Below are 18,341 nucleotides of genomic sequence, written 5' to 3'. Positions count from 1 at the left end.
TGGGTCGGTCTATCGGCGGGCCCAGACGACGCCGCCGAGGTCGTGGCGCCCGGCGCGCAGGACGGACAGCCCGCGGTCGCGCAGGCCGGCCCCGGCCAGCAGCGCCAGCCACTGCCAGCGGCTGCGGAAGCCGCCGCGGTCCCACCAGCCGTCCCAGAGCGAGAACAGGTGATCCAGTGCCCAGGGGGTCTCGTCGGCCAGCGTCGGGCCGGCGCCCTCGGCGAGGAAGATCCGCCCGCCGTCGGCCAGCAGGGAGCGCAGCGTGGCCAGCGTCCGCGCGGGATCGTCGACGCAGTGCAGCACGTTGGTCGCGAAGATGGTGTCGAAGCGGCCCAGGCCGGCCGGCGGTGCCGCGTCGAGGTCGTAGACGACGCCCCGGCCCGGCCACTGCCCCCGCTCGACCATCTCGGGCAGCCGGTCCGACCACACGAACTCGCCGTCGACCCGGTCAGCGACCAGCGACGTGGTGTTGCCGACGCCGGTGCCCAGCTCCAGCACCCGCCCGGTCAGGGCGCCGCCGGCCTGCAGGACCTCGGCCATCAGCTGGGCGTAGTCCCCCATCGGCCACTCGGTCATCAGCCGCCGCCACAGCCCGCGGTGCTCCCGCATGAGCGCCTCTCCCCCGGTGGTGCCGTCGGCGATCGACGGCCACGCCTCGACCAGCGCGTCCAGCGCGTCGTGGGCGGCGGTCCGCAGGAACGACCGGGTGGTCACCGGTGTGGTGTGGGCGGCGACCAGCGCCTCGATCTGCTCGTAGATGTGCTTGGCCTGCGGGCAGGTGGGGTGGTGCGGGCCGGCCAGCACCGCCTGCGCGGAGGTGGCCGCGTAGTCGAGCAGTTCCTCGTAGCGGCGGCCGCTGTCGCGGCGCACCGCGAGCCGGCGCCCCATCAGGGTGCGCCGCGGCTTGCCGACCGACGTGGTCACCAGCCCGCCCGACTGCACGACCGCCGGGCGGATGCCGCCCCCGGACAGCAACGGCCGGATCGCCTCGATGTCCTGGCCGGCCAGGACGAGCCCGATCTCCTGCCCCAGCGACGGCTCGGCCACCGGCACCGCCGTGCCCACTCGCCGCCAGCGTTCTTCGAGGTCGGCCGGCTGATACTTCTCGCCGCCCCGGTTGATCGTCTCGGCCCGGCGACCGCGCAGGACGAGGTAGCCGTCGCGCAGGTCGCCGAGGTCGCCGGTGCGCAGCCAGCCGTCGCGGGTGAGCGTCCGCGACGTGGTCTTCGGGTCCTCCCAATAGCCGTCCATGAGCTCCGGCGAGCGCAGCCAGACCTCGCCGCGTTCGATGCGGACCTCGGTCTCCGGCACCGGCACGCCCACCGGGGGCACCTGCTCGACGCACTCGCGGACGAAGTCGGCGTCGTCGAGCAACGGCATCAGGGTGCTGAAGTTGATCGACTCGGTGAGCCCGAAACCCTGCCGGATCCGGGGTCCGTACCGGCGGTGGAACCGGGCCGCCACGTCGCGCGACAGCGGCGCGGCGGCGGTGATGAGGTAGTCGAGGGACTCCGGCCACTCGGGACCGGTCTCCACCAGATCGGACAGCAGCGCCGGCACGATCGATGCGGTCCGCGCGCCGCCCGCGCGCAGGGCGTCGAAGTAGGCGGCCGGGTCGGACCACTCGTGCAGCACCAGCGGACTGCCGGTGAGATGGGTGCCGTACAGCGACATCACCAGCGCGTTGCAGTGGAACAGCGGCAGGCAGGTGCCGTGCGGCCGCTGCGGCGTGATGCCGTGCAGTTCCGCGGTCTTGCGGGCGTTGCCGAGCACAGCGCGCCGGCTGAGCTTCACGCCCTTCGGCCGGCCGGTCGACCCGGACGTGAACATGATCAGGGCGAGGCCGGCGGCTTCGGGATGCTCCGGGCGGCCCGGCAGGTCGGTCACCTCGGGCGGCCGTCCCGGCCGGCCGGAGATGATCCGCGACGCCGAGACGCGCCGGGCCAGCTCGGCCACCTCCCGGTCGTCCGCCCCGGGGTGGACCGGGACGGCGACCAGTTCGGCGTCCAGGCAGTCGAGGAGCAGCTCGGCGAGCGGCTCGCTGCCGGTCTGGCGGATGACGACGCGGGCGCCCTTGTCCAGGCCCGCGAGGGCGTCGGTCTCAGGCACGTCGACCACCGTCTTTCCCCGCTGCCACGCCGACCGGCTCGGCGCGGGTTGCGGGCGCGGGCCGCCCGTACTGGTCGACTTCCTTGACGGACTCGCGCTCGGCGGACTCGCGCCCGGACAGGTCCGCTTCCGGTGCGGGGGTGCGCCCGGTGGGGTCCGACGGCGAGAACTTCCGGACCAGGGGTCGCTCGACGAGCGCGAACAGTGCCCACGACAGCCCGACGGTCAGGGCCAGCATCAGCAGGATCATCCCGGTGGCGCTCAGCGCGTTCCACTGGATGTTCTTGGCGAACCCCGGGATGAACACCTCGAGGATGATGCGATGCAGCAGATAGAAGGCGTATGCGATGGCGCCCAGCCAGAGCATCCACGGATGGCCGAGGAACGACCGCTGCCCTTCGACGTCGCGCTGGGTCAGCGCCACCGTCACCAGGATCATCGGCACGGCCGAGATCGCGACGATGCCGTACCAGTTGATCGGCAGGAAGATGCTGATCGTGTACGTGACGGCGAGGAACGGCAGGACGGCCTTCAGGCTCATCTTCGGCCACAGTCCATGCAGGACGATCCGGGCGGCCAGGCTGCCGGCGAGGCACTCCAGCGCCCGGGTGGCCGGCGAGTTGTAGACGAACCACCACTGCCAGGCCGAGGTCGGCGCGCCGATGAGCTGCGGCGGCAGCATCGGCTCGTAGGGCAGCAGCTTCGCGATGAACGGCACGGCGATCATCAGCGCGACCACGCCGGCCAGCCAGAACCACAGCCGGTCGACCCGGATCCGGTTCAGCAGCCACAACCACGCCGGGAACAGCAGCAGGAAGAACGCGTCGACCGACAGCGACCAGCTGACCGCGTTGATGCCGATGTTGATGTACGGGTTGGGCGACCACGACTGCACGAGGAACAGCGAGGGCAGCACACCGGTCGCGCCGTCCCGGAACGACCAGAGGTTCGTGAAGTCCAGCAGGACCAACATGATGAGGAACGTGACGAGGTGGTTCGGGTACAGCTTCACGATGCGCCGGAACCAGAACCGTCCCGGGCCGTCGGCCGGCCGGGCCGACCAGGTCAGCACGAAACCGGTGAGGATGAAGAAGAACGACAGGGCCAGGGCACCGACGTTGCGCGTCGCGAACGGCACGCGCTGGTCGAAGGTGCCCGGAGGAAACATGAAGGGTCCGGTGGCGTGGTAGAGGAACACCCCGAACGCGCCGATGAAGCGCATGCCCGTCAGTGATGGGAGCCGCTCCCGTGACAGCCTGAAGCTTCCGGATCGATCATCACTCGCTATCGACATCGTCGGCCTTTCCAGAAAGGGCCTCCTGCCGGGGACCGGAGTACTGGCGAATTCATCCTCACGACACCCGCCCCGCACGCGCATCTTCGGTATTGCCGTGCGCCGGTCACGACGCAGCAATCCGGAAGACGCTCCCGTCGTGGCGTGCGTGAAACGCTGAACGGCGAAGTCCGACCCGCCAACCGGGAATCGATGGGAGTCGACTCGTGACACAGCATGCAGAGATCACCCGAGTGGCCGAAGGACGGCCCGGAGTCGACGCCGAGCCGGCACCGCCCAGCAACCGCGACCGCCGGCGGCGGGTGCGCCCGGGCGTGCTCCTGGTCGCACTGTTCGTCGCGGCGTTCCTCATCGACACGCTGCCGCCATATCTCGGGCTCGACCCCGCCAAGTCACGGATCGTGCTGCGCCCCGACTTCGCCGGGCACTACACGCTGCTGATCCTGCACATCGCCGCCGGCACGATCGCGCTGTCGACGCTGTGCCTGCAGCTGTGGCCCTGGCTGCGCCGGACCCATCCGAAGGTGCACCGCACCGTCGGGCGCATCTACGTGTTCGGCGGCGCGCTGCCGTCGGCGCTGCTGGCGCTGGCCATCATGCCGCTGACCCACGGCTGGAGCGCCAACATGGGCATCACCTTCCACGCCGTGCTCTGGTTCGCGGTCACCGCCATCGGCTTCTGGCACGCCAAGCACCACCGCTACGCCCTGCACCGCCGGTTCATGCTCTACAGCGTCGCGCTGGCGCTGGGCATCCTCTGGGGCCGCGCCACGGTGAACCTGTACCTGTTGCTGCCGGTCAAGTTCGACGTCGGCTACGTCTTCGAGATGGCCCGCTGGGGCGGCTGGTTCATCAACCTGCTCGTCGTGCAGTGGTGGCTGGAGCGCACCGACAGGCGCAACGGCGTGCAGCACACGCTGCCCGCCGAGGAGCAGCGCGCCATCGACGAGCGGGCCGTGCCCGTCGGGGACCGGTGAGGTGGCGCCGTGCGCATCCTCTTCGTCACCGCGCCGTTCCGCTCGCACCTGTACGTCCAGGTCCCGCTCGCCTCGGCCCTGTACACCGCCGGGCACGACGTCAGGGTGGCCGCGTCGCCGGAGATGGCCGCGAACATCGCCGCCACCGGACTGACCGGGGTGCCGATCGGGCCGGTCGTCCCGCTGGACACCGAGATGAACGCCGCCGCGCAGGACCTCGCGGTGCTGCACCTGACCCCGGACCGCAAGAAGGCCCACCAGCGCGAGTACGCGCAGGACGATCCGGCCGCCGAACTGGCCGCCAGCATCGCGGGGATCCGGCGGCTGTTCAACCCCGACGGCGCGATCCACGACCTGGTCGCCTTCGCCGATCGCTGGCGGCCCGATCTGGTGGTCTGGGACCCGTTCGTGTACTCCGGGTCGGTGGCCGCCGCGACCAGCGGCGCCGCCAGCGCCCGCCTGCTGTTCGGCTCGGACGGCTACGGCCAGCTCCGCACCGCCTGCCGCGGGCCGGCACCGGGACCGCTGCAGGACGACCCCGTGCGCGACTGGCTGGAGCCCATCCTGCACGGCTACGGCCGCGACTACGACGAACGCACCGCGATCGGTGACTGCACCATCTTCCCGATGCCGCCGTGGGTCTGGCGCCCGGAGGGCGTCAACCACCTCACGATGCGGCACGTGCCCTACCACGGCCCGTCGATCGTCGAGCCCTGGCTCTCCGAGGACATCGGCCGGCGGCGGATCTGCGTGTCGCTCGGCCTGTCGCACCGCGACACCGCGTTCGGCTTCGAGCTGCAGGCCAGTGTCATGTTCGACGCCGTCGCCGACCTGGACGTCGAGGTCGTGGCCACGCTCAGCGCGAAGCAGGTGGCCGGGCTGCCGCGCCTGCCCGACAACGTGCGGGTCGTCGAGTTCGCGCCGCTGAACGTCCTGCTGCCCACCTGCTCGGCAATCGTCCACAGTGGAGGCGCGGGCACGTTCGCGGCCGCCGTCAAGCACGCGGTCCCGCAGCTCATCGTGCCCAACACCTACTTCAGCGAGAAGTGGTGGGGGCCCCTCGCCATGGCCAACGGCGTCGAGGAGCAGGGCGCCGGCATCTACGCCGGCGACGCCGACCAGCTCACCGCCGACGGGCTACGGGCGGATCTGCTGCGGGTGCTCGACGACGAGTCGTTCGCGGCCAACGCCCTCCGGCTGAGCGCCGGCATTCGCAGCCTGCCCACCCCCAACGAGGTGGTGCCGCTGCTGCAGGACCTGGTGCTGCGGCACCGGGAACGCTGAACCGGCCCCGTCGCCCCCAGCGGGGCGGCGGGGCCGCTGCGCGGACTCACTGCAGCCGCACCGGCACGGTGTCGAGGCCGTTCATGATGAACGTGCCCTGCGGGCGCAGGTCCTCGGCGTCGACCGCCAGGGTGATCCCCGGGAACCGCTCGAACAGCGCCGGCAGCGCCACCTGCGCCTCCAGCCGGGCCAGCGACTGGCCGATGCACCGGTAGATGCCGGCCCCGAAGGACAGGTTGTCCTTGTCCGGCCGGGTGACGTCGAACTCGCCCGGGCCCTCGTGCGCGGCCGGGTCACGGCCCACCGCCGCGAAGTTGATGAGCACCGGCTCCCCCTTGGCGATGGTGACCCCGCCCACCGTGACGTCCTCCACCGCGAAGCGGAACGGCAGGTGCGCCACGGGCGCCTCGGCGCGGAGGGTCTCGTCGATGAGGTCGTCCCAGGACGCCGAACCGTCCTCGACCAGCTTGCGCTGATCGGGCTTGGTCAGCAGCGCGGCGACCGCGTTGCCGATGAGGTTCTTCACCGGTTCGGTGCCGGTGGCCAGCATGATGTGCAACGTCCCGACGATCTCGTCCGGGCTCAGGCCGTCCGGCTGGTCCATGGTGGCGATCAGGTCCGAGGTCAGGTCGGTGCCGGGATCGCGGCGCTTGGCCTCGACGAAGTCGAGCATCTGCTGGTGCCAGCGGGCGAAGTTGGCCGCCGACTCCTCGGGGCTGATCGTGGTGTCGGAGTTGACCTCGCCGCCGCGCAGCATCTCCAGCCGGTCCTGCTCGGGCACGCCGAACAGCTCGCAGATGACCCGCGACGGCAGCGTGTGCGCGAAGCGGGACTTGATGTCGACGACCTCACCGGGGGCGGTCGCGGCCAGCTCGTCCAGCAGTGCGGCGGTGTGCTGCTCGACCCGGGGCCGCATGGCCTCGACCCGGCGCGGGGTGAACGCGTTGGCGCACGGCTTGCGCAGCCGGCTGTGGTCGTTGCCGTAGGCGGTGGTCAGGTTCTCCATCAGCACCCAGCCGATCAGCGGGAAGTCCTCGCCGACCTTCCCGGCCAGGAAGTCGTCCCAGTGCTTGCGCGGGTCCTTGGAGAAGCGCCGATCGGTGAGCACGGCCGACGCCGCGTCGTGACCGGTGACCGACCAGGCGAGGACCCCGCCCGGCAGCTCGATCCGGCTGATCGGCCCGTTGGCGTGGATCCGGCTTCCCTCGGCGTGGATGTCGTGCCCGTTGGGGTCGATGACGACAGGACATCTCGGTTCCATCAGCTACCTCCATGCACAGGCGTAATTGCCCGAGCGTATCGACGGGACCCGCTGCGCCGGTACCTTGAACGTGCGGCGTTGCCCGCCACAACTGGGCACGTTTGAAGTGGAGCCCGATCGCATTCGCGGCAATGATTGCGTCGAGTGACTCCGATCATCAGTGAGGGAGAGCCTCCGATATGGACCGGCGTAAACTTCTGGCCGGAGCGGCGCTCAGCGGCGTCGCTCTCGGTTCGTCCGGCCTGGCGACGGGGACCAGCGTGGCGGGCGCCGCCGTGCCGGCATCGTCCGACCCGCCCTTCGGCCCGGCCACCATCTCACCTGGTGACCCGCGGTACGACAGCTTCCGCACGGCATTCAACACCCGGTTCGTCGGCAGCCCAGGCAAGGTCGTCGTCATCGACGATCCGGCCCAGGTGGCCACGGTCCTCACCGGCGCGGCGGGCCGCACCTTCGCCGTCCGCGGCGGCGGGCACTGCCTGGAGAACTTCACCGCGGCGCCCGGCATCGACCTGCTGCTCGACCTGTCGGAGATGAACGCCATCTCCTACGACCCGTCGATGGGTGCTTTCGCGGTCGAGGCCGGCGCGACCCTGGGCGAGGTGTACGCGACCCTGTTCAAGGGGTGGGGCGTCACCCTGCCCGGCGGGTCCTGCCCGGACGTCGGCGTCGGCGGGCACCTGGCCGGCGGCGGCTGGGGCTTCCTGTCCCGCCGCTACGGCCTGGCCTGCGATCACCTGTACGCCGTCGAGGTCACTGTCGTCGACGCGAGCGGGCGGCCGCGGACCGTGGTGGCCACCCGGGAACCCGACGACCCGAACCGGGACCTGTGGTGGGCGCACACCGGTGGCGGAGGCGGCAACTTCGGCGTGGTGACCCGGTACTGGCTGCGGTCCGCCGGACCGGCCGCCAAGGACCCGCGCGCGCTGCTGCCGAAGGCGCCACGGGCGATGCGGCGGCGGATCCGGATGTGGTCCTGGGACACCATGACGCCGGCCGCGTTCACGAAGCTGCTGCACAACCACGCCGACTGGTTCGCGGCGAACCGCGCCCCCGGCGGCCCCGCCGCCACGGTCTGGGGCGCGCTGTTCGTCGGCCACCGCTCGGCGGGGACACTCGGCATCGTCTGCGGCATCGACGACGACATGCCGGGCGCCGCGCAACTGCTCGACGCGCACCTGTCGGCGGTCTCGGCCGGGGTGGGCCTCACGCCGGTGCTCGAGACGACCGAACAGCTGCCCTGGCTCGACCCCGCCAACTGGGTCGTCGAGCCTGCCGGCCGGCAGAAGGTGAAGAACGCGGATCTGGCCCAGGGCTTCACCGACGCGCAGATCGCCGCGCTGTGGAAGCACCTCGGCTCGACGGACTACACCAACCCGGCGGCGCTGCTGAGCCTCACCGGCTGCGGCGGCGAGATCGGCCGCCCGGCGCCCGGGTCGACCGCGACGGCCGGCCGGGACGTGCTGCTGCGCGCCTACTTCACCACCGGCAACTACACCGGCGCCGACGACCCCCACCTGAAATGGATCCGCACCATGTATCGCGACGTCTTCGCCGCCACCGGCGGCGTCCCGGTGCCGAACGGGCAGACCGCCGGGACGTACATCAACTACCCGGACGTCGACCTGGCCGACCCGGCCTGGAACACCTCGGGCGTGCCGTGGTCGACGCTCTACTACCGGGACAACTACGCGCGCCTGCAACGGGTGAAGCGGCGGTACGACCCGCGGAACCTGTTCCACCACGCCCTGTCGATCGATGGAGGCGCCTGATGGAACCGTTCAAGATCGACGTCGACCCGGCGGAACTGGCCGACCTGCACCGGCGCATCGCCGGCACCCGATGGGTGCGGCAGGCCGGTGGGGACGACTGGGACCGCGGCGTGCCCGAGTCCTACCTGCGCGAGCTCGCCGAGCACTGGCAGCGCGGATACGACTGGCCCGCCGCCCAGGACGAGCTCAACCGGATCCCCCAGTACCTGACCGGGATCGACGGCGCGACCGTCCACTTCGCACACTCCCCCTCGTCGGCGCCCGACGCCGTGCCGATCCTCATCACGTCGGGCTGGCCCGGCTCCCTCGCCGAGTTCGTCGACGTGGTCGGGCCGCTCAACGCCGAAGGCTTCCACGTCGTGATCGCGTCGATCCCGGGGTACGGGTTCTCCACGCCCCTGACCGAACCGGGCTGGGACATCCCACGGGTCGCGCGGGCCTGGCTCGAGCTGATGGACCGACTCGGCTACGACCGGTTCGTGGTCCAGGGCGGCGACTGGGGTTCGTTCGTCTCCCTGGACATCGCCCGCCTCGCACCGGAACGGGTGCTCGGCGCGCACGTCAACTTCCTGGCCGTGTTCCCGTCCGGGGATCTGGACGAGCTGGCCGGGCTCGACGACGAGGATCGGCAGCGGCTGGCCGGCCTCGGGCGGTTCGACGCCGACGGCATGGGCTATCTCAAGCTGCTGTCGACGCGGCCGCGGACCCCGGCGTACGGCCTGAACGACTCACCGGTCGGGCTGCTGGCCTGGATCGCCGAGAAGTACGAGGAGTGGTCCGGGCCGGGCGCCGGGACGATCGACAGGGATCGGCTGCTGACCACCGTGATGCTGTACTGGCTGCCCGGTGCCATCGGCTCCTCGGTGCAGATGTACTACGAGGTCGAGCGGTTGCAACGGGCGGCCGACGGACCACCGCCGCCGGTCACCGTCCCGATCGGGGTCGCGGTGTTCCCCGCCGACTGCTTCCTGCCCGTGCGGAGGCTGGCCGAGCGGGCGTATCCGAGCATCACCCGCTGGGACGAACACGACCGCGGCGGCCATTTCCCCGCGCTCGAGGTCCCGGAACTGTACGTGCGGTCGGTCGTCGACTTCGCCCGCACCCTAGGAGGGCAGACCGGTAATGAACACACACGTGGGTGAGCAGGCCGTCGTGCTCGGCGGCGGCATCGCCGGGCTCCTGGCGGCCAAGGTGCTCGCACCGGCGTTCACCAGCGTCGTGCTGGTGGACCGCGACGACCTGATCGGTGCGAGTGCGGCACGCCGCGGCGTCCCGCACGGCCGGCACGCGCACGGGCTCGTGGCGCGGGGCCACCAGATCCTGGAGGCGCAGTTCCCGGGGCTCACCGACCAGATGGTCGCCGCGGGTGTGAAACCGGGCGACTTCAACGGCGACATCCGCTGGTACATCAACGGCGCCCGGCTGCAGCCGTCGACGTCGGGGCTGCTGTCCGTCCCGGCGACGCGTCCCGTGCTCGAGAAACAGCTCCGGCTGCGGGTCCAGCAGATCCCCAACCTGACCTTCCTCCAGCGGCACGACATCCTCGGCCTGGCCACGACCGCGGACAGTGCCCGCGTGACCGGGGTGCGCGTGCAACCCCGCGACGACGCCCAGGAGCCGCGCACGCTGCGGGCCGACCTGGTGATCGACACGACCGGGCGGGGCTCACGCACGCCGGCGTGGCTCGAGGAACTCGGGTACGGCCGGCCGCCGGAGGAACGGGTCAGGATCGACCTGGCGTACACCACCCGGCACTTCCGGCTCGACCACGATCCCTTCGGCGACGACCTGGCCATCATCCCGGCGCCGACGCCGCAGCATCCCCGGGGCGCGTTCTTCTACCGGGTCCCGGGCGAGGGCAAGGTCGAGCTCTCGCTGACCGGGATGCTCGGTGACCACCCGCCGACGGACCCCGAGGGGTTCCTGGAGTTCGCCCGCTCGCTGCCGGTGCCGCAGATCTACGAGGCCGTCCGGGACGCGGAGCCGGTCGACGAGCCGGTGATGTTCCGCTTCCCGGCCAGTGTCTGGCGGCACTACGAGCGGATGTCGCGTTTCCCGGCCGGCCTGCTGGTCATGGGTGACGCCGTGTGCAGCTTCAACCCGTTGTACGCGCAGGGCATGACCGTGGCGGCGATCGAGTCGCTCACCCTCGGCAGGCACCTGGAACGCGGCCTGCCGCAGCCGCTGGCGTTCCTGCGCGACATCGCCCGGGACATCGGCCAACCGTGGGCGTTGTCGGCCGGCGCCGACCTCGCCTACCCGGGCGTCGAGGGGCGACGGACCCTCAAGACGAAGGTCATCAACGCCTACGTGGCCCGCCTCCAGCTCGCCGCGGTGCACGACGCGGTGCTCACCAACGCCTTCATCCGGGCGGCCGGCCTCATCGACCCGCCCCAGGCGCTGCTGCACCCCCGCAACCTTGTGCGCGTGCTGCGCTCGTTCTTCAGCGGCACCGCCGGCAGTTCGTCCCCCGCCGCGCCGCCGGTGCCCGTCCGGTCCGCAAGCAACTGACCTGCGGACGCACGATCGCCGGGCCCGAAACTTGGGCCCGGCGATCGTGTATTCGCGGCGTCAGTTGTCGAGTGAGCGGGCGAACGCCCGCAGGTCCTCCGCCAGCTCCCCGGGGTGTTCGAGCGCGGCGAAGTGGCCGCCCCGCTCGAACTCCGTCCAGCGGTGCAGCGTCGGCAGGATCCCTTCGGCGAAGCGGCGGATCGGGCGCACCACGTCGCCGGGGAAGACCGCGACGCCGACCGGCATGCGCAGCGGCCACGGGCCGCCCCAGGTGCGGACGAAGTCGGCGTCACGGTGGTTGTTCTCGTAGTAGATCTGCGCCGACGACCCGGCCGTGGCGGTCAGCCAGTAGATCATCACGTTGGTCAGCAGGCGGTCCCGGTCGGCGGTGTCCTCCGGCGTCTTCGACGACGCCGTCCACTCCTGGAACTTCTCCACGATCCAGGCGAGCTGCCCGACGGGGGAATCGGTCAACGCGTAGGCGACGGTCTGCGGCCTCGTCGACTGCAGCTTGCGCCACCCGGTGCCGTCCTCCTCGAACTGCATCGCGTGGGCGAGCCGGCCCTGATCGGCCTCGTCCAGGCCCTCGAACAGGGCCGGATCCTCGGGCGGGAACGTGGCCAGCATGTTGACGTGCACGCCGGCGACGCGCTCCGGGTCGGCCAGGCCGACCTGCAGCGAGATGGGCATCCCCCAGTCCCCGCCCTGGGCGATGTAGCGGTCGTAGCCCAGCTGCCGCATCAGTTCGGCCCAGGTGCGGGCCACCCGGCGCACGTCGTAGCCGGGTGTGGTCGGCGGCTCGGAGAAGCCGAACCCGGGGATGCTCGGGACGACGACGTGGAACGCGTCGGCCGGGTCGCCGCCGTGGGCCGCCGGGTCGCTCAACGGCCCGATGAGGTCCAGGAACTCCACGAACGAGCCCGGCCACCCGTGGGTCAGGATGATGGGCGTCGCGTCCGGCTCCGGCGAGCGCACGTGCAGGAAGTGCACGTTCATGCCGTCGATCTCGGTGGTGTACTGGGGGTGCCGGTTCAGTTCGGCCTCGGCGGCCCGCCAGTCGTAGCCGGTCCGCCAGTATCCGGTCAGGTCGCGCAGATAGCTCAGCGGGACGCCGCGGTCCCAGCCGACGCCGGCGATCTCCGTCGGCCAGCGGACCGCGTCGAGCCGCCGGTGCAGTTCGTCGAGCTCGGCTTGCGGGACATCGATGCGGAAGGGACGCATACGGCAGCCTCTCAGAGGTAGAGGGTGTTGGGTCCGAGGCCGCACACGAGCCGGCCGTAGAGCTCCAGGTTGGTGTTGGGGTGCATGATGGCGTGCAGGTTGACCGTCTGGACGTCGCGTTCGATGCGCTGGATCGGCACGTTGGTGTAGATGGACGAGCCGCCGCTGGCCGTGTTCAATAGGTCGACCGCCTCCTTGGCCCGCTGGCAGACCGCACCCAGGTCGAGCCGGACGCGGGCCCGCTCCTCGAGCGTCATCGGCTCGCCGGCCTCGCCGTGCGCGTCGACCAGGTCCGCCGCCCGGTAGGCGTGGAAGCCGGCCTCGTCGATCTTCACGGTCGCGTCGGCCACCTGCAGGTGGGTGATCGGCGCCTCGCTCTGGTTGGCGTAGTCGGTGTAGGTGATCTTCCGGCCGGGGAGCCGTTCCAGGAACGCCTCCTTGGCGCCCTGGGCCAGTCCCAGCGCGGGGGCGCTCACCGTCACGCACGCGGCCGACATGAACGGCACGCGGTAGATCGGCGCGTCGGCGTTGGCCAACGAGGCGTGCCGCCCCTCCTGCAGGATCGGGACCATCGGCAGGACGCGGGCCTGCGGGACGAACAGGTTCTCCGCGATCGTGGTCACGCTGCCCGAGCCGCGCAGGCCGGCGGTGTGCCAGTCGTCGACGATCTTCAGGTCGGCCAGCGGCAGGGCGACCATGACCGGCTGGGGGCCGTCCGGGCCGTCCAGCACCGCGGCGTTGGTGTTCCAGGTGCTCTGCAGCGCGCCCGTGTTGAAGGACCACTTGCCGTTGAGGATCACCCCGCCGTCGGTCGGCACGGCCATCGCACCGGGGCTGAGGATGCCGCTGATGCGCACGTCCGACCCCTCGAAGATCTCGTCCTGCACCTCGTCGGGGAACAGCCCCGCCATCCAGCTGCTGATCATCCAGACGCCGGCCGTCCACGCGGTCGAGCCGTCGGCCCGGCCGAGTTCGGACAGCACGTCGACGACGGTGCGCAGGTCGGACTCGAAGCCGCCGTAGCGGTGCGGGCGGCGCATCCGCAGGATGCCGGCGGCAGTCAGCGCCTCGATGGTCTCGTCGTGCAGTCGGCGGTTCTCCTCCTGCCACTCGGCGTTGCGGCGCAACACCGGGGCCAGGTCCCGCGCCCGCTGCAGCAGCTCCGCACGGGCCGGGATGGTGGTGGTGGTGGTCCCCATCGGTCCTCCATCGGTTGGTTTGTGGACGCATGTCCGCGCCCGGAGTCCGCCTCGGGTGACGGATTCCAGGCGCGGTGTTCTAGAGGCTCGCGATGACCTCGTGCAGGGCGGCGATCGTGCGGTCCTGCTCGTCGGTGGACAGCGCCGGGTACATCGGCAGTGAGAAGATCTCCGCGGCGAGGCGCTCGGTCACCGGCAGGGAGCCGGGGCCGTACCCGAGGTGCTGGAAGCCACTCATCGTGTGCACCGGCCAGGGGTAGCTGATGTTCAGCTCGATGTCGCGCGTCTTGAGCCGGTCGATGATGTCGTCGCGGCGCGGGTGACGCACGACGTAGAGGTAGTAGACGTGGTCGTTGCCCGCGGTGGTGGCCGGCAGGACGAGCCCGCCGGAGGTGGCGAGGTCGGACAGGCCCTTCGCGTACCGCTCGGCGACGGCGTTGCGGGCCGCGATGTAGTCGTCGAGGCGTTCCAGCTTGCGCCGCAGGATCTCCGCCTGGACCTCGTCGAGGCGGCTGTTGTGCCCCGGCGTGCGGACCACGTAGTAGACCTCCCCCATCCCGTAGTACCGCAGCTGACGCAGGTGGCGATCGGTCTCCGCGTCGTGGGTGAGGACCGCGCCGCCGTCGCCGTAGGCGCCGAGCACCTTGGTCGGGTAGAAGGAGAACGCGGCGGCGTCGCCCATCGTGCCGGCCGGGCGGCCGTGGTGGCGCGCGCCGTGCGCCTGGGCACAGTCCTCCAGGATCTTCAGGTCCCGCTCGTCGGCCAGCCGCCGCAGCGGCGCCATGTCGACGCACTGGCCGTACAGGTGCACGGGCACGATCGCCTTGGTCCGGTCGGTGACCACCGCCGCGACCTGATCGGTGTCCATGAGGTAGTCGTCCTCGCGGACGTCCACGAAGACCGGGGTCGCACCGGTCCCGTCGATCGCCACCACGGTCGGCGCCGCGGTGTTGGACACGGTGATCACCTCGTCGCCGGGGCCGACGCCGAGGGCCTGCAGGCCGAGCTTGACCGCGTTGGTGCCGTTGTCGACGCCGGTGCAGAGCCCGCCGCCGTGATATCGGGCGAACTCCTCCTCGAACTGCCGCACGCTCGCGCCGAGCACGAGCTGACCGGACCGGAACACGGTCTCGACCGCGTCCAGAATGTCGTCCCGCTCGGCCTCGAACTCCGGCAGGTAACTCCATACACGAGTGGTCATCGATGCTTCTCCCAACGATCGGGGCACCTCCTCAGATTCACATCTGCGGATCGACCGGGGCACCTTCTGCCGTGCGGTAGAGGGCCTGCCAGTAGTAGCTCCACGGCGGCGCCCACTCGTCGGCGACCGTGCGCCAGCCCGCCGCCGGGCGGTAGGCCTCGAGGAAGCGGGCCGACTGGGTGCGGACCGCCTCGCTGTCGTGGATGTCGATCACGTCGCGCACCGGGCCGGTCCGCAGCGCCATGGCCACCAGGTCCTGACCTTCGGCGTGTCCGTCGAGGCTCGGGTCGAGGTACTTGCCGACCGGGTTCTTGACGTAGAAACCGCCGCACCGCCCGGCGATGAAGGCCAGGTAATTGCCGACCACGTCGGGGTCCATCTCGGCGAACGAGTCGATGTTGAGGCACAGGTCGAAGCGGTGTCCGGCCAGTGCGTGCTCGACGTCCTCGGCCCGGACGAACGTCACCTTCGCGAACTGGCCGTCGTCGAGCACCGCATGCAGGTACGCGCGGGCCAGGTCGAGGGAGTTCTCCAGGTCGACGACGACGTAGGCGGCGACGTCGTGATTGGCCAGCACGGCGTGGCAGGTCCGCCCGTACCCGGCGCCGATCTCCAGCACCGAGGCCCCGTCCAGCGTGGCGTGGCGGCCCAGGAAGTCCAGCTCCAGCACCGCCTGCAGGTAGTCCATGTCGACGAGTTCGCCGTGCGTGCGGACCGCGATCGGGGCGCCCGTCTCGCGGCCGCGGATGCGCCGCAGCCGCTTCCAGCCTTCGTCGTCGAGCTGCTCGGCGACGTTGTGGATGAGTGCCTTGAGGTAGCGGACCCCGTTGGTCTGCGGGTTCCAGAGCGCGAGCTTGAAGTTGACGCCGCTGGACTTGAAGCCGGTGAGGGCGACGCTCGCCTCCTTGGTGACGCGGGTCCGGTGGTACGTCTGCCACAGCGGGCTGCCGCCGTACCGCTCCGTGTGCATGTTCGCCTCCTTGGTCAGTCCAGGGCGTACGCGATGTCGGTCAGGTACCGGCCGTAGTCCGACTGGCGCATCTGCTCGCCCAGCCGGTAGCACGCGTCGGCGTCGATGAAGCCCATCCGCAGCGCGATCTCCTCCAGGCACGCCACCCGCACGCCCTGCCGCTGCTCGATGACCTGGACGTACTGGCCGGCCGCGAGCAGCGAGTCGTGGGTGCCGCAGTCGAACCACGTGTTGCCGCGGCTCAGCCGGATCAGCCGGGCCCGGCCCTGCTTGAGGTATTCGCGGTTGACGTCGGTGATCTCCAGTTCGCCGCGGGCCGACGGGGTGATCCGGCGGCTGATGTCGACGACCTCGTTGTCGTAGAAGTAGAGCCCGGTGATGGCGTTGTTGGCCCGTGGCCGCAGCGGCTTCTCCTCGATGGACACGAGCATGCCGTCGCCGTCGACCTCGCCGATGCCGTAGCGCTCGGGGTCGGACACCGGGTAGCCGAACAGCGTGCACCCGTCCGGCGCCGCCGCGCACTCCTGCAGCCGCCGGGCGAATCCGGCGCCGTGGAACAGGTTGTCGCCCAGGATCAGCGCGACGTCGTCGTCGCCCACGTGCCCGGCGCCGATGCGGAAGGCGTCGGCGATGCCGCGCGGCTCGTCCTGCGCGGCGTAGGAGAGCTCGATGCCGAGCTGGTTCCCGTCGCCGAGCAGCGCGCGCAGCAGCGGCACCGTGGACGGCGTCGAGATGACGAGGATCTCGCGGATCCCGGCCAGCATCAGCACGGACAGCGGGTAGTAGACGAGCGGCTTGTTGTAGACCGACAGCAGTTGCTTGGACATGGCCCGGGTCAACGGCAGCAGTCGGCTGCCGGTGCCGCCGGCCAGCACGATCCCTTTCATGCCAGCTCCGTTCCTCGGCTCCTCTGGTTTCAGTCTCTTCGGCGCCGGCCCACCGGCGATCTCCGGTATTGCGGTGTTGCCGGCACCGGGTGCGCAATCCGGGAGATGCCGGCGCCGGCCCGGACCGGCACAGTGGGGCCGATGAACGTCACTGTGCTGGGCGCGTCCGGATTTGTCGGCTCGGCGGTGACGGCGGCGCTGGCCCGCCGTCCGATCCGGCTGCGCGCGGTCGCCCGACGACCGGCGGCGGTCCCGCCCGGCGCGCTCGCCGAGGTCGAGACCGTTGCGGCCGACCTCACCGAGCCGGGAGTCGTCGAGGCGGCAGTCGCCGGCGCGGACGCCGTCGTCCACCTGGTCCTGCACGAGTCGGGCTGGCGCGGCGCGGACGACGATCCGGACAGCGGGCGCACCAACGTGGGCATCCTGGGCGACGTCGTCCGGGCGCGGCGCGACGGATCGCGGCCGGTGGTGGTGTTCGCCGGCTCCACCTCGCAGGTCGGCCCGCCCCCGCGGGTGCCGATCGACGGCACCGAGCCCGACCGGCCAGCGACCGCCTACGACCGGCAGAAGCTCGCCGCCGAGGAACTGCTCCGCGCGGCCACCGCCGACGGTCTCGTCCGCGGCGTCACCCTGCGCCTGCCGACGATCTTCGGCGGGTCCGCGCAGGATCGCGGCGTCGTGGCGGCGATGATGCGCCGGGCGCTTGCCGGTGAGCCGCTCACGGTGTGGGCCGACGGCGCCGTCCAGCGCGACCTGCTCTACGTGGACGACACCGCCGACGCGTTCGTGGCCGCCCTCGACCACGCCGACGTGCTGGCCGGCCGGCGCTACCTGCTCGGCACCGGGGTCGGCGTGAGCCTGCGGGAGCTCTTCGGCGCCATCGCGGGGGTCGTCGCCGGGCACACCGGCCGGCCCGCGGTGCCGGTCGTGTCCGTGCCGCCGCCGCCGGGCACGGCGGCGACGGACGGGCACAGCATGGTGGTCGACGCGTCCGCGTTCCGCTCGGCCACCGGGTGGCGGCCGCTCGTGCCGCTGCCCGAAGCGCTGCGGCGCACCGTCACCGTGCTCGGCTGAGCTCGTAGTCCGGCAGGATCCCGGCGGCCAGGGCCTCGGCCAGCGTGGGTGCCTCGCGGTCCCGCTCGGACAGCACCGGCGTGATGTCCGGCGGCACCGGCAGTCCCAGCGCCGGATCCAGGGCGGACACGGCGAGCTCGTTCTCCCGCCGGTACTCGGTCGACAGCAGGTAGGTCATCACCGAGTCGTCCTCGAGCGCGACGAACGTGTGCCCGACACCGACCGGCAGGTACAGCGCGCCGGTGTCCACGTCGCCCAGCGTCACCGCGTCGTGGGCGCCGAACGTGGGACTGCCCACGCGCAGGTCCACGACGATGTCGAGCACCTTGCCGCGCGCGCAGTAGACGTATTTGGCCGTGCCCGGCGGGGTGGCCGTGAAGTGCACGCCCCGGACCACGCCGCGACGGGACACGCTGTAGCTGCACTGGGCCACCGGGAAGAGCGGCCGGCCGAGCGCCCCGACGAACACCGCCTGCTGGTACGGCGACAGGAAGACGCCGCGATCGTCCGGGAAGGCGGCGGTGGTGAACGCGAACGCACCGCCGACCCCGAGTTCCCGCACCTGCTCCGACATGAGCGAT

At 71.5% G+C, this 18,341-nt stretch carries 15 protein-coding genes; 6 read left to right on the top strand and 9 right to left on the bottom strand.

Features of this window, described 5'->3' with window-relative positions; genetic code table 11:
- Positions 1-9: 9 nt before the first annotated feature.
- Both ACFPIJ_RS10950 and ACFPIJ_RS10945 read right to left on the bottom strand, forming a co-directional pair.
- Complete coding sequence (locus tag ACFPIJ_RS10950; protein ID WP_380114604.1) at positions 10-2,109, bottom strand: AMP-binding protein; 2,100 nt, start codon at positions 2,107-2,109, stop codon at positions 10-12.
- Complete coding sequence (locus ACFPIJ_RS10945) at positions 2,102-3,331, bottom strand: acyltransferase family protein (protein ID WP_380114603.1); 1,230 nt, start codon at positions 3,329-3,331, stop codon at positions 2,102-2,104. The genes ACFPIJ_RS10950 and ACFPIJ_RS10945 overlap by 8 nt, the downstream gene beginning before the upstream one ends.
- A 278-nt stretch (positions 3,332-3,609) precedes the next feature.
- Between ACFPIJ_RS10945 and ACFPIJ_RS10940 the strand changes: the two genes are divergently transcribed.
- Both ACFPIJ_RS10940 and ACFPIJ_RS10935 read left to right on the top strand, forming a co-directional pair.
- Entirely contained in the window at positions 3,610-4,380 is a 771-nt protein-coding gene (locus ACFPIJ_RS10940) for a DUF2306 domain-containing protein (protein ID WP_380114602.1), read from the top strand.
- A gap of 9 nt (positions 4,381-4,389) precedes the next feature.
- On the top strand, positions 4,390-5,664 hold the full coding sequence (locus ACFPIJ_RS10935) for a glycosyltransferase (RefSeq protein ID WP_380114601.1): 1,275 nt from the start codon (positions 4,390-4,392) through the stop codon (positions 5,662-5,664).
- A 46-nt stretch (positions 5,665-5,710) separates the two neighbouring features.
- Here ACFPIJ_RS10935 and ACFPIJ_RS10930 read toward each other — a convergent pair whose 3' ends face one another.
- Positions 5,711-6,925: a cytochrome P450 family protein gene (locus ACFPIJ_RS10930; protein WP_380114600.1), complete on the bottom strand. Its 1,215-nt coding sequence runs from the start codon at positions 6,923-6,925 to the stop codon at positions 5,711-5,713.
- A gap of 179 nt (positions 6,926-7,104) precedes the next feature.
- On the opposite strand from ACFPIJ_RS10930, the gene ACFPIJ_RS10925 reads away from it, so the two are divergent.
- From ACFPIJ_RS10925 to ACFPIJ_RS10915, 3 genes are read left to right on the top strand one after another with little or no spacing between them, the layout of a single operon-like run.
- Positions 7,105-8,697 carry an FAD-binding oxidoreductase gene (locus ACFPIJ_RS10925; protein ID WP_380114599.1) on the top strand — a complete coding sequence of 531 codons (1,593 nt, stop codon included), beginning with the start codon at positions 7,105-7,107 and terminating at the stop codon, positions 8,695-8,697.
- Positions 8,697-9,839 (top strand): epoxide hydrolase family protein, encoded by a 1,143-nt coding sequence (locus ACFPIJ_RS10920; RefSeq protein WP_380114598.1) that lies wholly within the window; start codon positions 8,697-8,699, stop codon positions 9,837-9,839. Before ACFPIJ_RS10925 ends, ACFPIJ_RS10920 begins: the two co-directional genes overlap by 1 nt.
- Positions 9,820-11,208 (top strand): FAD-dependent oxidoreductase, encoded by a 1,389-nt coding sequence (locus ACFPIJ_RS10915; protein ID WP_380114597.1) that lies wholly within the window; start codon positions 9,820-9,822, stop codon positions 11,206-11,208. Before ACFPIJ_RS10920 ends, ACFPIJ_RS10915 begins: the two co-directional genes overlap by 20 nt.
- A 60-nt stretch (positions 11,209-11,268) precedes the next feature.
- Here ACFPIJ_RS10915 and ACFPIJ_RS10910 read toward each other — a convergent pair whose 3' ends face one another.
- The 5 genes from ACFPIJ_RS10910 to rfbA all read right to left on the bottom strand — a co-directional run bounded on the left by ACFPIJ_RS10910 (position 11,269) and on the right by rfbA (position 16,686).
- The gene (locus ACFPIJ_RS10910; protein ID WP_380114596.1) at positions 11,269-12,429 is read right to left on the bottom strand and encodes an epoxide hydrolase family protein; all 1,161 of its coding nucleotides are present in this window, start codon (positions 12,427-12,429) and stop codon (positions 11,269-11,271) included.
- A gap of 11 nt (positions 12,430-12,440) precedes the next feature.
- Positions 12,441-13,628 carry an acyl-CoA dehydrogenase family protein gene (locus ACFPIJ_RS10905; RefSeq protein ID WP_380114595.1) on the bottom strand — a complete coding sequence of 396 codons (1,188 nt, stop codon included), beginning with the start codon at positions 13,626-13,628 and terminating at the stop codon, positions 12,441-12,443.
- Between the two features lie 79 nt (positions 13,629-13,707).
- The gene (locus ACFPIJ_RS10900) at positions 13,708-14,829 is read right to left on the bottom strand and encodes a DegT/DnrJ/EryC1/StrS family aminotransferase (protein ID WP_380114594.1); all 1,122 of its coding nucleotides are present in this window, start codon (positions 14,827-14,829) and stop codon (positions 13,708-13,710) included.
- A gap of 37 nt (positions 14,830-14,866) precedes the next feature.
- Positions 14,867-15,799, bottom strand: coding sequence for a putative sugar O-methyltransferase (locus ACFPIJ_RS10895; protein WP_380114593.1), 933 nt, complete (start codon positions 15,797-15,799; stop codon positions 14,867-14,869).
- A 14-nt stretch (positions 15,800-15,813) separates the two neighbouring features.
- The gene (gene rfbA / locus ACFPIJ_RS10890; RefSeq protein ID WP_380114592.1) at positions 15,814-16,686 is read right to left on the bottom strand and encodes a glucose-1-phosphate thymidylyltransferase RfbA; all 873 of its coding nucleotides are present in this window, start codon (positions 16,684-16,686) and stop codon (positions 15,814-15,816) included.
- A 141-nt stretch (positions 16,687-16,827) separates the two neighbouring features.
- On the opposite strand from rfbA, the gene ACFPIJ_RS10885 reads away from it, so the two are divergent.
- Positions 16,828-17,760: an NAD-dependent epimerase/dehydratase family protein gene (locus ACFPIJ_RS10885; protein WP_380114591.1), complete on the top strand. Its 933-nt coding sequence runs from the start codon at positions 16,828-16,830 to the stop codon at positions 17,758-17,760.
- Here the strand turns inward: ACFPIJ_RS10885 and ACFPIJ_RS10880 are convergent.
- The gene (locus tag ACFPIJ_RS10880) at positions 17,744-18,334 is read right to left on the bottom strand and encodes a dTDP-4-dehydrorhamnose 3,5-epimerase family protein (RefSeq protein ID WP_380114590.1); all 591 of its coding nucleotides are present in this window, start codon (positions 18,332-18,334) and stop codon (positions 17,744-17,746) included. The two genes, ACFPIJ_RS10885 and ACFPIJ_RS10880, sit on opposite strands and share 17 nt — an antisense overlap.
- Positions 18,335-18,341 lie beyond the last annotated feature (7 nt).

Origin of the sequence: Dactylosporangium cerinum, assembly GCF_042653625.1 — a bacterium.
Classification (GTDB): domain Bacteria; phylum Actinomycetota; class Actinomycetes; order Mycobacteriales; family Micromonosporaceae; genus Dactylosporangium; species Dactylosporangium cerinum.
Note: the sequence above shows the minus strand (reverse complement) of the source record. Positions and strands in the feature narration are given on the sequence as shown.

Coding starts and splice junctions, on each gene's coding strand:
- ACFPIJ_RS10945 (WP_380114603.1), bottom strand. CDS start 3,331: ATGCGCTTCATCGGCGCGTTCGGGGTGTTCCTCTACCACGCCACCGGA.
- ACFPIJ_RS10930 (WP_380114600.1), bottom strand. CDS start 6,925: ATGGAACCGAGATGTCCTGTCGTCATCGACCCCAACGGGCACGACATC.
- ACFPIJ_RS10925 (WP_380114599.1), top strand. CDS start 7,105: ATGGACCGGCGTAAACTTCTGGCCGGAGCGGCGCTCAGCGGCGTCGCT.
- ACFPIJ_RS10920 (WP_380114598.1), top strand. CDS start 8,697: ATGGAACCGTTCAAGATCGACGTCGACCCGGCGGAACTGGCCGACCTG.
- ACFPIJ_RS10915 (WP_380114597.1), top strand. CDS start 9,820: ATGAACACACACGTGGGTGAGCAGGCCGTCGTGCTCGGCGGCGGCATC.
- ACFPIJ_RS10910 (WP_380114596.1), bottom strand. CDS start 12,429: ATGCGTCCCTTCCGCATCGATGTCCCGCAAGCCGAGCTCGACGAACTG.
- ACFPIJ_RS10905 (WP_380114595.1), bottom strand. CDS start 13,628: ATGGGGACCACCACCACCACCATCCCGGCCCGTGCGGAGCTGCTGCAG.
- ACFPIJ_RS10900 (WP_380114594.1), bottom strand. CDS start 14,829: ATGACCACTCGTGTATGGAGTTACCTGCCGGAGTTCGAGGCCGAGCGG.
- ACFPIJ_RS10895 (WP_380114593.1), bottom strand. CDS start 15,799: ATGCACACGGAGCGGTACGGCGGCAGCCCGCTGTGGCAGACGTACCAC.
- rfbA (WP_380114592.1), bottom strand. CDS start 16,686: ATGAAAGGGATCGTGCTGGCCGGCGGCACCGGCAGCCGACTGCTGCCG.
- ACFPIJ_RS10885 (WP_380114591.1), top strand. CDS start 16,828: ATGAACGTCACTGTGCTGGGCGCGTCCGGATTTGTCGGCTCGGCGGTG.
- ACFPIJ_RS10880 (WP_380114590.1), bottom strand. CDS start 18,334: ATGTCGGAGCAGGTGCGGGAACTCGGGGTCGGCGGTGCGTTCGCGTTC.